The sequence below is a fragment of the Fibrobacter sp. UWB12 genome, assembly GCF_900142485.1.
Lineage (GTDB): Bacteria > Fibrobacterota > Fibrobacteria > Fibrobacterales > Fibrobacteraceae > Fibrobacter.
In genome coordinates, this window is sequence record NZ_FRAZ01000009.1 from 74,653 (window position 1) to 86,858 (window position 12,206).

General features: G+C 47.7%; 14 protein-coding genes. 10 read left to right on the forward strand and 4 right to left on the reverse strand.

Going from position 1 to position 12,206, the window contains the following annotated elements; genetic code table 11:
* Positions 1 to 50: 50 nt before the first annotated feature.
* The gene (locus BUA34_RS13470) at positions 51 to 1,430 is read left to right on the forward strand and encodes a glycoside hydrolase family 5 protein (RefSeq protein WP_072830462.1); all 1,380 of its coding nucleotides are present in this window, start codon (positions 51 to 53) and stop codon (positions 1,428 to 1,430) included.
* Between the two features lie 34 nt (positions 1,431 to 1,464).
* Here the strand turns inward: BUA34_RS13470 and BUA34_RS13475 are convergent, their stop codons facing one another.
* Entirely contained in the window at positions 1,465 to 2,613 is a 1,149-nt protein-coding gene (locus BUA34_RS13475) for an iron-containing alcohol dehydrogenase (protein ID WP_254794485.1), read from the reverse strand.
* Between the two features lie 81 nt (positions 2,614 to 2,694).
* Entirely contained in the window at positions 2,695 to 4,146 is a 1,452-nt protein-coding gene (locus BUA34_RS13480; RefSeq protein ID WP_072830466.1) for an aldehyde dehydrogenase family protein, read from the reverse strand.
* Positions 4,147 to 4,260: 114 nt separating this feature from the next.
* On the opposite strand from BUA34_RS13480, the gene BUA34_RS13485 reads away from it, so the two are divergent.
* The 9 genes from BUA34_RS13485 to BUA34_RS13525 are packed head-to-tail and all read left to right on the forward strand — an operon-like array spanning position 4,261 to position 11,258.
* Positions 4,261 to 4,776, forward strand: coding sequence for a gamma carbonic anhydrase family protein (locus BUA34_RS13485; protein WP_072830468.1), 516 nt, complete (start codon positions 4,261 to 4,263; stop codon positions 4,774 to 4,776).
* Positions 4,769 to 5,734, forward strand: a complete 966-nt coding sequence (locus BUA34_RS13490) for a diacylglycerol/lipid kinase family protein (protein ID WP_072830470.1) — start codon at positions 4,769 to 4,771, stop codon at positions 5,732 to 5,734. The genes BUA34_RS13485 and BUA34_RS13490 overlap by 8 nt, the downstream gene beginning before the upstream one ends.
* Positions 5,731 to 6,753 carry a UDP-3-O-(3-hydroxymyristoyl)glucosamine N-acyltransferase gene (locus BUA34_RS13495; protein WP_254794486.1) on the forward strand — a complete coding sequence of 341 codons (1,023 nt, stop codon included), beginning with the start codon at positions 5,731 to 5,733 and terminating at the stop codon, positions 6,751 to 6,753. The genes BUA34_RS13490 and BUA34_RS13495 overlap by 4 nt, the downstream gene beginning before the upstream one ends.
* 23 nt (positions 6,754 to 6,776) lie before the next feature.
* Positions 6,777 to 7,694 carry a UDP-3-O-acyl-N-acetylglucosamine deacetylase gene (locus tag BUA34_RS13500; protein WP_072830474.1) on the forward strand — a complete coding sequence of 306 codons (918 nt, stop codon included), beginning with the start codon at positions 6,777 to 6,779 and terminating at the stop codon, positions 7,692 to 7,694.
* Positions 7,681 to 8,118 (forward strand): 3-hydroxyacyl-ACP dehydratase FabZ, encoded by a 438-nt coding sequence (gene fabZ / locus BUA34_RS13505; RefSeq protein WP_072830476.1) that lies wholly within the window; start codon positions 7,681 to 7,683, stop codon positions 8,116 to 8,118. The genes BUA34_RS13500 and fabZ overlap by 14 nt, the downstream gene beginning before the upstream one ends.
* Positions 8,119 to 8,131: 13 nt before the next feature.
* Complete coding sequence (locus tag BUA34_RS13510) at positions 8,132 to 9,034, forward strand: sugar phosphate nucleotidyltransferase (protein ID WP_072830478.1); 903 nt, start codon at positions 8,132 to 8,134, stop codon at positions 9,032 to 9,034.
* Between the two features lie 36 nt (positions 9,035 to 9,070).
* Positions 9,071 to 9,427 carry a four helix bundle protein gene (locus tag BUA34_RS13515; RefSeq protein ID WP_072830480.1) on the forward strand — a complete coding sequence of 119 codons (357 nt, stop codon included), beginning with the start codon at positions 9,071 to 9,073 and terminating at the stop codon, positions 9,425 to 9,427.
* A gap of 19 nt (positions 9,428 to 9,446) precedes the next feature.
* Positions 9,447 to 10,256 (forward strand): RNA methyltransferase, encoded by an 810-nt coding sequence (locus BUA34_RS13520; RefSeq protein WP_072830482.1) that lies wholly within the window; start codon positions 9,447 to 9,449, stop codon positions 10,254 to 10,256.
* 18 nt (positions 10,257 to 10,274) lie between these two features.
* Positions 10,275 to 11,258, forward strand: coding sequence for a GNAT family N-acetyltransferase (locus BUA34_RS13525; protein WP_072830484.1), 984 nt, complete (start codon positions 10,275 to 10,277; stop codon positions 11,256 to 11,258).
* Here the strand turns inward: BUA34_RS13525 and BUA34_RS13530 are convergent.
* Both BUA34_RS13530 and BUA34_RS13535 read right to left on the reverse strand, forming a co-directional pair.
* On the reverse strand, positions 11,242 to 11,670 hold the full coding sequence (locus tag BUA34_RS13530; protein WP_072830486.1) for a sugar 3,4-ketoisomerase: 429 nt from the start codon (positions 11,668 to 11,670) through the stop codon (positions 11,242 to 11,244). The genes BUA34_RS13525 and BUA34_RS13530 overlap by 17 nt on opposite strands.
* A 60-nt stretch (positions 11,671 to 11,730) precedes the next feature.
* Positions 11,731 to 12,174, reverse strand: coding sequence for a zinc ribbon domain-containing protein (locus BUA34_RS13535; RefSeq protein WP_072830488.1), 444 nt, complete (start codon positions 12,172 to 12,174; stop codon positions 11,731 to 11,733).
* Between the last annotated feature and the right edge of the window lie 32 nt (positions 12,175 to 12,206).

Here is a 12,206-nt window from a genome sequence, read left to right on the forward strand (position 1 = left end):
TTTCGTTGTTTGGGGATAAAACGCGAATGGCTTAGAACCAAAGGATTGATATGTTTAAACAGCACATTCGCGTCGCCGCGCTTTGCGGTGCGCTTTCTTTGACATTGGGCTCAAATTCCTTCGCGGCAGATTTGCCGACGGCAAACGAAATGTTTGCGAAGATGGGCTTTGGCATAAACATTGGAAACACGATGGAAGTTCCAGGGAATCCGACGGGGTGGGGCAACAAGTTCCCGACCGAGGCGTATATTGATTCGGTCAAGGCGGCGGGCTTCAGCACGATTCGCATTCCTTGCGCTTGGGATAGCCATGCGAGTAACGGAGTCATCAACAAAAGTTGGATGGATTCGGTGCAGACTGTGGTGGATATGTGCATGCGCGCGGGGCTCGTGACGGTTCTCAATATCCATTGGGATGGCGGCTGGCTCGAAGAAAATTTGAAGGATGCCAAGAAGGACGAGGTGAACGCCAAGCAGAAATCTTACTGGACGCAAATCGCAACGCACTTCAAGAACTATAACGAAAACTTGCTTTTTGCAAGCGCAAACGAGCCTGCGACAACGGACGATAATTACAAGCACGAAACCGAAATTCTGATGACGTACCACCAGTCGTTTGTGGACGCCGTGCGTGCAACGGGGGGCAATAACGCTAGCCGTACGCTCGTGATTCAGGGGCCGTCGACAAGTGTGGATCGCAGTTGCGAAGTGATGCCTGTGAGCAAGCTCCCGAAAGACGTGATTGCAAACCGCCTGATGGTCGAAGTGCATTTCTATGACCCTTATACCTACACGCTATTGAATGACGTTGTTGATTGGGGCGCGCAGGTTTACCCGCAGTACTACTGGGGCGATGACCTCGCGACAGGTGCGGATATCGTGCATAACTGTGGCTACAACGCCTGGGCGGGAGCTATGGGCGACAAGTGCACCAGTGCTCAGATTCAGGACCAGTTTGGCAAGATGAAAACAAATTTTGTCGATAAGGGCGTGCCTGTGATTATCGGCGAGTTCGGTGCGAATGACCGCGTGGGCGTGTTGACCGGCGACAATTATGCGAAACACCGCAAGGGCCGCCTCGCTTATTACGATGCTGTTATGAAACTTGCAAAACAAAACAAGGTGGTGCCGATTGCTTGGGATACCGGTCACGAAGGCGAAAACAACATGACCATTATCCGCAGGCAGTCTGCTCCGGACGGCTCCGTGTTTGACAAGGACGTTCTGAACATCATGCGTCATGCTTACGGCCTTGACGATTACGTGAACAACGGCATTACGCATGTCGAAAACTTCAAGACCGACGATGGTACGATTTCCATATTCAAGCGCAATCGACCGGTGCAGTCCCGCAGCTTGCGTACCTCCCGCACTTACGATTTGCTCGGTAAGCAGAACCCGCAGGCAAGAGTCGTGAAAGTTAAAAAGTAAAAGGAAATGCCCCATGCGGGGCATTTTTTTGAAATTAGTGATTCCCTTTCACAATGCGGTAAAGCTCTTCGAGTTCCTTTGCATTTAGAATCTTCGGTACGGGGTAAAGCGGATTTGCTTCTTTGCTTGCTGATTTCGCTAGAGTCGGAATATCTTCGCTTTGAATGACGTCCAAAAATTCTGGAATGTTCATGGAACGATTTAGTTCGCGGATTTGTGCGATGAACAGTGTTGATGCTTCGTGATTGTCTATTTCGGCGGGCACGGCACCAATCGCTTTCGCAAAAAATCCAAGGCGTTTTTCGGCGGCTTCGCCGTAGTATTTTAGGACATGCGGCAAAATAACTGCGTTTGCAAGGCCATGCGGCGTGTGGTACATGCCGCCAAGGCTATGAGCAATGGCGTGAACGTAACCGACGTAGGCTCGTGTGAAAGCGAAGCCTGCAAGGTACGATGCTTTTTGCAAGTTCTCTCTTGCCTTGATGTTGTGCCCGTTGGTATAGGCATTCTGGATGTTTTCGATGATGAGACGGCCTGCAATAATGGCCGCTTCGGCGCTTCCGTTAAAATTGCTGTAGCCGATGTACGCTTCGATGGCGTGTGTGAGGGCGTCCATGCCTGTTGTTGCTGTAAGGTGTGGCGGTAAATCGAGCGTGATGTTTGCATCGAGAATCGCAAGGCGCGGAATCAGAACAAAGTCGTTAATCGGATACTTTTCGTGCGTTTGCGGATTCGAAATGACTGCGGCTACAGTCGCTTCGCTCCCGGTGCCTGCAGTTGTGGGAATGGCTACAAGGTACGGAATCTTACGTAAAACGCGAAGTGTTCCGCGCATAAACGAAATGGGAGTCCAGGGCCTTGCAATGCGAATACCGACACCCTTTGCGCAATCAATTGCAGAACCGCCACCAAAAGCTACGAGTCCCTTGCATTTATTTTTCTTGTAAATGCGCGTGGCGTCTTTGATGTTGTCTATAGTTGGGTTGGGTATGGTCCCATTGTAAATGGCATAGCCAATATTTGCTTCATCCAAATACTTTTTAATGTTTTGAAAATGCTCTGTTTGCTCAAGAATGGTATCTGTAACAAGAAGAACTTTGTCTATATTATGCGCCTTGAGGTGGTTGGGTAGTTCCCGTAAACGCCCTGCGCCATGAACAATCTGTGGCTCGCGCCAAGGCATAAAATGAACGCCTACAAAAAATACTTTTTGAAAAGCTCGACATGCGAATCTATAAAGTATGGATGCCATGGTAAACCTTTGCTACATTGACTTGATGAATCGCAAAGCTTTCTCTGCGAGTCCCTGAATCTTGGAATGTAAATCGCCCAAGTTTTTTCCATAAGGCGGATGGAAGAACGTGACTGCGTCAAAGCCTTTCTGTTGCATGATGTTGCGTTCGTGGCTAAACGTCTTGAATCCGTAAAAACCGTGGTAATTGCCGGTTCCACTCATGCCTACGCCGCCAAAAGGTACATCTAAATTCTCGATTTGAATAATCGTATTGTTGACACACGTAGAACCGGATGTCGTATTGCTTAAAACATAGTCGATTTCACGTTTGTTTGTACCGAAAATGTACAGCGCAAGCGGCTTTGGACGGCTTTGAACAAATTGAATCGCTTCTTCAAGGTTCTTGTATGCGACAATCGGGAGTATCGGTCCGAAAATCTCGCTTTTCATGATTTCCATGTCGGGCGTGACATTTGTGAGAACCGTAATAGGTGTGTAGCAATTTTCAATATCGCTTACGCCTCCGATGACTTGCGTTGCACCTTTAGCTATGGCGTCTTTAATGAGTGCTGCATGGCGTTCTGTTGCACGCTTGTCGACGATGTGGACAAAGTCTTTACATTCGTGGCGCTTTGCATCGGTATCTCCGAACATGCGCTTGATTTCGCTTGCAAAAACTTCTGCAAGTTCTTGTACTTTATCTTGCGGACAAAGTGCGTAGTCCGGTGCTATGCATGTTTGGCCTGCGTTCAGCGTTTTACCCCAAGTAATCTGCTTGATATGTCGCTTGATGTTTGCTTTCGGGAGTATAATTGCGGGAGACTTTCCGCCGAGCTCCAGCGTAATGCTTGCGTGATTCTTGGCGGCCATTTCTGCAATGTGAGCGCCAACGTTTGGACTTCCGGTAAAGAAAATATGATCGAAAGGAAGTGCTAATAATTTGTCTCCAATTTCAGAACCGTTGCCTTCAATGATGGCAATTTCGTTTTCGGGGAATGTATCTGCAAAAAGTTTCGCTAAAAATGCGCTTACATGCGGAGTCTTGCGAGAAGGCTTTGCCATAATGACATTGCCAGCTGCAATGGCCGAAATAATCGGGTTTACAAGTAACAGATACGGATAGTTCCACGGCGAAAAAATGAGCACGCGTCCCTTGGGCTCGTAATGGAGAACACTTTTAGATGTCGGCAAAAAGAACACGCGGCTTGCCTTTTTGTCTTTCATCCAGCGCTTCAAATGGCTAATGTTATAATCAATTTCTTCGATGATGGGGAATACTTCACTAAGCCACGCCTCGAATTTGGGCTTGTGAAAGTCCAACCAAACGGCATTGTAAAAGTCGACTTGCCTTTGGATTACGGCGGCGCGGAGCTTTTTTAACTTTTTTATGCGCTCCTTGGCTGTCGTTTGCGCAATTTTCCAGCGATTTTGGCCTTGCGCTTCGAAAATTCTTTTAATGTCCATTTCTTGTATTTCGTTCATACTCAATAAGATAGAACTTATTGATCAAAATGTCGATTTTTGGGCGGTAAAAAACAAAGCTTTTTTAAAAGTCTATTGATTTCTTTTGTGCATGTATTTTTATAAATTGGAACTATGGGTTCCTTAATTAAATATAAAGGCAAAGTCCCCCAGGTGGGTGAACGGGTCTTTTTGGCCGAAGGCGCTTGCTTGGTTGGCGATGTGAAAGTCGGCGATGATTCGTCGGTATTTTACAATGCTGTCATTCGTGCGGACCTTGCTGAAATAAAAATTGGTAAGCGTACAAACATTCAGGATAATGTGTGTATCCACGTGTCCACGGGTGTTGGCGTGAGCATTGGCGACGAGGTGACTGTTGGCCATGGTGCGGTGCTTCACGGATGCACGATTGAGGATAACGTTCTCATTGGCATGGGGGCCATTCTCATGGATGGATCGCATATCAAAAAGAATTGTATTATCGGAGCAGGGGCTCTTGTAACGCATGGTAAGGAATTCCCGGAAGGGTCGCTTGTAATGGGCGCTCCAGCGCATGTTGTCAGAACGTTGACGACAGACGAACTCAAAAACGTAAAGATTGGCGTGGAACACTACTTGGACGCAAAGGATGAACTTTTAAAAGATGTATAAGTTCTTTTTCCTGATTAATCCGGTGAGTGGAGGTGGACAAGGAAAGGTTATCCATAAGTTCCTTCCTGAAATTATGGAGTCGATGGATTTTAAATCCGACGATTGGAAGGCTGAATTTACACGTAAAGAAGGGATGGATGAACAAATCCTGAATGCCCTTGCTTCGACGGAAACACTTATTGCTGTTGGTGGCGACGGAACGGTTTCGTCGGTGTTTTCGATTATGCTTTCGTCTGAATATGCAAGTCGAGTGCAGATAGGACTTATCCCGCTTGGCACAGGGAACGATCTTGCTCGCGTGCTTGGACTGTACAAGCCTTTTGTAGACAGAGGACTTTTGTATCTGGTTCGTAGACTTTTGCTTGCCAAGTCGAGACCGTTCGATATTTGGATGGTGAACGGCAAGTATGCGCTTGCAAATTATTTCTCGGCAGGCATTGATGCGCGTATTGCACATGATTTTAATCATGACCGTGCAACGGGTGTGATTTCTTCGAATTCTGTTGTTGCAAATAAATTGCATTACGTCAAGCGATTCTTTGCTGATAGAGCTTATTATTTAAAGAGCGGCCGCATTTCAATGATTGACCGCGATTCTGAATTTGTTGAAAATATGGACTTGACGGGCCATAAAACGGTCATTGTCGGGAATATCCCGAGCTTTGCCAGTGGCGCAAATCCATTTTTTAAATCGGACATGGCCGACGGTTATCTAGAAGTTGTCTGTGTGCCGAATATGTTGAATTTCTTGCTTGCAATTGCAATGGGCGGCGTCCCTGTTTTGGGCTACTTTTTGAAAAAGTATTTGCTCAAGTCTCGCAAAGTGCGTTCATTGACTCTTGATCTAGCTGACAATGAGTATATCCAGCTCGATGGAGAAGATTTGAGCGGTAAAGTTGGCAGTCGTGTAAAGATTGACTTTGCCACTCAAGTACGCATGCTTTCGTTGGAGGAATGATGCTTTCGGTAAAACTATCGGAAGTTCTTGAACAAATGAATTTAAAGAAGCCTTCGGATGAGGGCTCTTTGAATTTTGAACTGACTGGTTTTTCTTCGCTCGACCAAGCGAGGCCGCATGATGTCTCGTTCTGGACTGGCGATGCCAAGACGGAAACGGGGCTTGCAGGGAATGCTGGTGGCGTAAGTGCAAGCGCTTTTGCGGGCGTTACGGCGGGACTGTTATTTGTCCCGAATTTATACGAAAAGTATTGCGTGAATGGTCGTTCGGAGCTCTTGCCGAATGTGCATTTTGTATGCCCGGTCGAAAATCCGTACCATGCAATGGTGACGTTCATGAAAGAATTTGTGGAACGTCGTGAAACATTTGAACCGAGAAAAATTGCGGCGTCTGCGCAGGTTCATGCTTCGGCGGTAGTCGAGGGCGTGGTGGGCGAGAACGCTGTTATTGGCCCGAATTGTGTTGTGATGAATGGCGCTACGATTGGTGCAGGCTCGGTTCTTGAAGCGAATGTGACCGTCTATCCGCGCGTGACGATTGGCGAAGATTGCGTGTTCCAGGCAGGCGTTGTCGTGGGACCTCGCGGTTTTGGATTTTACGAGTACGAGGGTAAACGTCGTATGGTTCCGCACTTGGCGGGGGTCCGCATCGGAAACCGCTGTAGCTTCAGTGCAAACGATGTTGTTGCTGCTGGTTTTATTTCGCCAACAGTAATTGGTGATGATTGCCATTTTGATACGTTCGTGCAAGTGGCGCATAACTGCCGTCTCGGTAACAATATCATGATGGCTTCGCAGTCTGGAGTGGCTGGTTCTGTTGTGATGGAAGATGATGTGGAGTTTGCTGGCGGCGTGCAGTCGGCAGGGCATCTGACGATTGGAAAGGGCGTGAAAGTTGCAGCCAAGGCTGGAGTGACCAAGAGCCTCAAGGCGGGCAAGGTTTACGCTGGCTACCCGGCCGAAGAAATCGATGTGTGGCGCCGCTCTGTCGTGAAACTCCGAATGATGGGGAAGAAATAATTTTATAAATTCCCGTTATCTAAATGAAAAAAGATTCTCGTAAATTTTCGCATGAATGCGAATTTAATTCTGCGTCTCTGTCTTACGGCAAGGCGAACGTAAAAATTGAAGTCCAGGAGTACAATCCGCAACTGGAGCCTCGCGTCGAATGGCGCGTGGGCGGTCATCCTTTTTACAGTACCGATTGCGTGAAGTGCTTTGCGGATTTGAAGTTCAGCGTGGCCCGTACCGCAATTTATGAATCGGGCGAAAGTACAAATGCGTTGAAACTTGCGTCTCCGGAACACCTTGCACCTGTTTTTTTGATGTGGCCGTCTCGCCGCTTTGTGGTGGATGTCTCTTGCAATGAAAAAAGTGACAACGGTTTTGCGGCAGAAATTCCTTTGATGGATGGTAGTGCGCTTCCGTTCTTTTTGGCGCTTCGCCGAAATGTGGGCGTTCCCGAAGAACTTGCGTTTTACGATGCTCCGGTGCATGCTGAATGGGATTTGTTCCGCACGGATCGCAATGATTCCAAACCTTACGGTTCCGTGAAAATTACACCGAGCGAAACGTTCGAAGTGGAATACGTTCTAGAGCGTAACGATGGCGTGTGCAATTTTACGTCTGCGGCAAGCGTTTCGATTTATTCGGCAGAGCATTTGTACAATGTCTTTGCTGCGAGAACTTTTATTTTAAAAAACGAATTTGACGAAGCCCGCAAAGCAGGGTTGCTTGGCGGGGTGGATGAATCCTGTGGGCTCTTGCTCGACGATTCTGCGGCGGCGAATGCCTCGTTTAGAGTAGCCGATGAACCCGCTCGTCATAAAATCCTCGACTTGTTGGGAGACCTTTGCTTTGCAAAACCCGCACTCCCGAAAGTTCGTCTGGAAATCATTAACGGTGGTCATTTGAGCCACAGAACAATCTTAGAAAAGGTATTGCCCTATGCTTTACAATGAAGAACAAGTACATGCCCTCCTCCCTCAGAAGGCTCCGTTTGCTTTTGTGGACGAAATTCAGGAAATCACCGAAGGTGACCAACCGTCTATCGTTGCTGTTTGGCACGTGACGGGCAAGGAAAAGTTCTTTGACGGTCATTTCCCGAACAATCCGGTGCTTCCGGGCGTGATTCAGATTGAATCCATGGCTCAGGCCGCAACGCTCTTGACGATGATTGCCAAGAAGGCCGATGTGGAAGGCAAGCGCCCGGCTTTCATGGGTGTCGAAAACTGCCGTTTCCGCGCTCCGGTGATTCCACCGAAGGACTTGACGCTCAAGGCAACGCTTGTGATGGCACGCCATGGCATCTACAAGTACACTGGCGAAATTTGGCAGGGCGAAACGCTTATCTGCAACGCCTCCTTTAGCGCTGCAATGGTCTAATTAAGGCTGTGTTATGACGCGAGCTGACGATAAATTGAACGTGTTGATTTTAGCGGCGGGGCTTGGCACAAGGCTAAGACCTTTGACGTCGGAAATCCCGAAGCCGTTGGTTCGCGTTTATGACAAGAGCATTCTCGAAATCCAGATGGAGCGGGCGAAGTCGCTTGGCGATGTTCGCTTGCACGCGAATGCGCATTATTTGGCCGACCAGATTGTAAGTGAAGGCGAACGCCTTGGCTTTGAAACAGTCTGGGTCGAAACGCCTGAAATCCTCGGGACTGCAGGCCCCTTGCGCCGGATTTATGAGGCGGGGTATCGTGGTGGCCTCTTGATTATGAATGGCGATGCGTACTGCAATTTCGACTTGGGTGCGTTTGTGCGGAATGCACGAACTGCATACGAGGCGGGGAAGGCTGATGGCTCGAACCGCTGTGAGGCGGCGCTCTTGGCGGTCGATTTTCCGAAGGTGAATACGTTCCGCGTGGGTGCTGATGGTTGCCTTGCGGGCGTTGCCGGGCGTTTTGGTGCCGATACAGGAACCGCTGCAACGTTCTCTGGAATTTCGTGGTACAGCGATGATGCGCTTGCGAGAATCCGCGACGGCGAGTTCGATATCCGTGAATTCTGGAAACAGGAAATTGCTGCAGACCGTGCGCCGTTTGTCGACATGTCGCAGTTGCATGCTACGTGGATTGATATGGGTTCGCCCGAAGGTCTCATGGCTGCTGTGGAAGCGCGTTTAGCGGAATGTGGCCGCGACAAGAATGAAGCGGTTGTGGAACCTGGAGTTGTAATTCCAGACGGTGTGAAAATCGCTCATTCTGTGATTTTTAAAGGTGCCAAAATTCAACCTGGCGAGACTATCGAAAACGAAATCTGCGGAAAAGGATTTAGATGGATAGTCAATGGTCAATAGTCATTGGTCAATAGATAATTGCAAGGAAATAGTTTTATGAGCAACTTTAAAAATTTACTTGTTTGGCAAAAGGCTATTGAATTAACAGTAGATGTTTATTCATTGACAAAATCATTTCCTAAAGAAGAAATGTATGGACTAGTTTCACAGATAAGACGATGTGCTGTTTCTGTACCTAGTAATATAGCTGAGGGTCAAGCTAGAAAGTATCACCAGCAATTTGCTCATTTTTTATCAATTGCTCAAGGATCTTTGGCGGAATTAGAGACTCAAATGATTATATCTAAGAAGCTAGGTTATATTGTTGACGAATTAAGTGAGCTGCTTGAAAAAATTCATTCAATAGGCAAAATGCTTACAAAGCTCAAACAAAATATAACCAATGACCAATAACTAATGACTAATAACTAATATGCGTAAATTTAGAGTAGTACTTGTTGAACCGGAACACCCGCACAATGTGGGTTTTGTCGCACGTGCCATGCATTGCTATGCTTTGCCGGAACTTTATATTGTCTATCCGAAGCGCGACAAAGTCTTGGACAAATCTTACCATACGGCCGCCAATAGCCATGACATTCTGGATAACGCAAAGGTCGTCCACAAGTTCGAAGATGCCATTGGCGATTGCTCTTGCGCAGTTGCTTACAGCCGCCGTATTTTTGCAAGTTCCATCAAGCATACGATGGTGCAGAACTTGTCTGATATGCTTCCGGAAGATGGAACGATTGCACTCGTGTTCGGTCGTGAATCTTGCGGGCTTGCGCTTGAAGAAGTGAACGCTTGCACGTACCAGTGCGAAATTCCGGTGCCGGGACTCATGAGCTTGAATCTTGGACAAGCGGTCTCGATTAGCTTGTACGAGCTTTGCCGTTCCGGGGCACTCGCCAACGGCGAGGGCCGCGCGAAGCGCACAACGCGAGGCGTTGCCGAAACGGGTCCTGCAACCATTCAGCAGATTGACGGCTTCAAGAAGTTCCTTGACCGCTATCTCACGGGCCAGTATCACGATCAAGCTTGGCGCGATAGCTTCCTCAACACGCTCTTGCAGCGCTTGCACCCGACTCGTAACGAACTTTCTGCTTTGTTCGGCTTGCTCCGCAATTTGGCTGGTAAGCCCGCTCGCTTGGAACATGCTGCTGAAAAGGCTGCAAAGCAGGCCGCGCAGAATGCAGAACAGGCTGATGCGCCGAAAGCTGAAAACTCTAAGAAGTCCAAGTAGTACTACGCCGGAGGTGATATGTACGAAATTTTGCCTTATAGCCCTGAACTAGACCTGCGATTTGACCATTTCGTGGAATCGGAATCGGTGAATGGCACCTTTTTGCAGACTAGGCGTTTTTTGAACTATCATCCCGCAGGCCGCTTTAACGATGCGAGTTTTGCACTTCAAAAAAGCGGAACTATAGTTGCGTATTTCCCGGGCGTTGTCAAGGACGGCACGTTTGTTTCGCATGCGGGCTCGACATTTGGCGGCCCCATTATTTCAAAATCGTATTACACGGGCGCAAGGCTTTTTGAAATTCTTCAAGAAGCGGATCAGTATTTAACATCGAATTTTAAGCACGTCACGTTAAAGATAACGCCGCCGCTTTTTGCCGAAGAAAGCCCGGACTTGCTCGAATACGTTTTGGAACATTTAGGCTACACGCGCCATACAGAGCTCAGTAGCCAAACTTCGCTTTCGAAAGGTGTCGATCCGTTTGAAAATTGCAACCGCAACCAAAGACGTCTTTGGAATTACGCGCAAAAGTTTATCGATGCGCTCCCGGAATCTGAAAAGTGGGAATATCGTGCTATCGAAAGTGACGAAGACATAAGGACGTTCCACAAGTTCCTTGTGATTTCAAAAGAAAAACACAATACCAAACCGGTGCATTCCGCTGAAGAACTCATTGACCTTAAAAAGCGAATTCCGCAAAATTTGCGCTTTAGAGGCTTGTTTTTCAAAGGCCGTTATGTTTGCGGCATGATGCAATTCATTTTCGATAGAACTCATGTCTTGCATGATCAATATATTTCACCGGATGAAAGTTTTAGCGAATTTCATCATACCACGCCCATGAACCTCTTTGCTTTGCGCGAAGCGGCTGAAGAAGGCTTTGAACATTTTTCATGGGGTATTTCGACCGAAAATGGAGGAAACTTCTTGAACGAAGATTTACTCCATTACAAGGAATCTTTCGGCGCAACCGCTTGCGTGAACGCTAGATACGAGAAGTAGCTTCTTTCACAAAATCCTCATACTCATAGATGTAATCGGATTTGTCGTAGTGCTCGGAAGCGAGTACCATGCAAACTGCACCCGAAGAGAAATTCTCGATTTCGCGCCAGTGCATTGTTGGAATGTAAAGTCCGTGGTATGAACGATTTAGCGAATACTTGGAACGCGTCTTGCCGTCGTCTAGAATTACGTCAAAACTGCCACTTGCGGCAATTATTAGCTGGCGGAGTTTACGGTGGGCGTGGCCCCCGCGGGTTGTTCCCCCCGGAACGTCGTACAGGTAATACAACCGCTTGATATCAAAAGGAATCAGCTCGCCGCCTTCGACTACGCTCAAGTTGCCACGCTGGTCGTGGGCGATGGGTATATCAATTAAACGCGGTTCTTTTAGCTGTTCTTCGTTCCATTCCATGCCCTTAATATAACAAAACCATCTCAAAATGAGATGGCTTGAGCAAAAAAGAAACTGTAATTATCTCCAATGCTTCAGTTGCGAAAGGTGCGAATCGAAGAATTTTCGGCGTTCTGCATCGGGTGTGTTTTCGGGGTTCGGCATGTGCGAGAGTAGAAAATCGAGCAGTGAATCTTTGCTGGTGTAAGCGAATTTGCCTCCATCATAGCACCATTTGCAGTAATCTTCGTTGAAACTGCCGTCCGTTTCGCGGCTAATCATCGCATCATCACCGAGCGGCATACCGCAGCATTGGCAAAAGAGCTGGCGCGGTGCACCGAGCAACGTGTTGATTGAAACGTTGAATTCCTTCGATAAAACCTTGAGCATTTCGGTGTTCGGCTGCGTTTCGCCGGTTTCCCAGCGGCTAACGGCCTGACGAGTCACGTGAATGCGTTCTGCCATCTGATCTTGAGTGAGGTTGTGTTTTTCGCGAATATTCTTCAAAATATCTTGAGTTGTCATTGATTCTCCTTTGTTCGATTACGGAGTCAAAT

What these genes read in the sequence shown, in the direction of transcription:
- BUA34_RS13470 (WP_072830462.1), top strand. Translation starts at nt 51, where the DNA reads ATGTTTAAACAGCACATTCGCGTCGCCGCGCTTTGCGGTGCGCTTTCT.
- BUA34_RS13475 (WP_254794485.1), bottom strand. Translation starts at nt 2,613, where the DNA reads ATGCCTTGGCGCGAGCCACAGATTGTTCATGGCGCAGGGCGTTTACGG.
- BUA34_RS13480 (WP_072830466.1), bottom strand. Translation starts at nt 4,146, where the DNA reads ATGAACGAAATACAAGAAATGGACATTAAAAGAATTTTCGAAGCGCAA.
- BUA34_RS13485 (WP_072830468.1), top strand. Translation starts at nt 4,261, where the DNA reads ATGGGTTCCTTAATTAAATATAAAGGCAAAGTCCCCCAGGTGGGTGAA.
- BUA34_RS13490 (WP_072830470.1), top strand. Translation starts at nt 4,769, where the DNA reads ATGTATAAGTTCTTTTTCCTGATTAATCCGGTGAGTGGAGGTGGACAA.
- BUA34_RS13495 (WP_254794486.1), top strand. Translation starts at nt 5,731, where the DNA reads ATGATGCTTTCGGTAAAACTATCGGAAGTTCTTGAACAAATGAATTTA.
- BUA34_RS13500 (WP_072830474.1), top strand. Translation starts at nt 6,777, where the DNA reads ATGAAAAAAGATTCTCGTAAATTTTCGCATGAATGCGAATTTAATTCT.
- fabZ (WP_072830476.1), top strand. Translation starts at nt 7,681, where the DNA reads ATGCTTTACAATGAAGAACAAGTACATGCCCTCCTCCCTCAGAAGGCT.
- BUA34_RS13510 (WP_072830478.1), top strand. Translation starts at nt 8,132, where the DNA reads ATGACGCGAGCTGACGATAAATTGAACGTGTTGATTTTAGCGGCGGGG.
- BUA34_RS13515 (WP_072830480.1), top strand. Translation starts at nt 9,071, where the DNA reads ATGAGCAACTTTAAAAATTTACTTGTTTGGCAAAAGGCTATTGAATTA.
- BUA34_RS13520 (WP_072830482.1), top strand. Translation starts at nt 9,447, where the DNA reads ATGCGTAAATTTAGAGTAGTACTTGTTGAACCGGAACACCCGCACAAT.
- BUA34_RS13525 (WP_072830484.1), top strand. Translation starts at nt 10,275, where the DNA reads ATGTACGAAATTTTGCCTTATAGCCCTGAACTAGACCTGCGATTTGAC.
- BUA34_RS13530 (WP_072830486.1), bottom strand. Translation starts at nt 11,670, where the DNA reads ATGGAATGGAACGAAGAACAGCTAAAAGAACCGCGTTTAATTGATATA.
- BUA34_RS13535 (WP_072830488.1), bottom strand. Translation starts at nt 12,174, where the DNA reads ATGACAACTCAAGATATTTTGAAGAATATTCGCGAAAAACACAACCTC.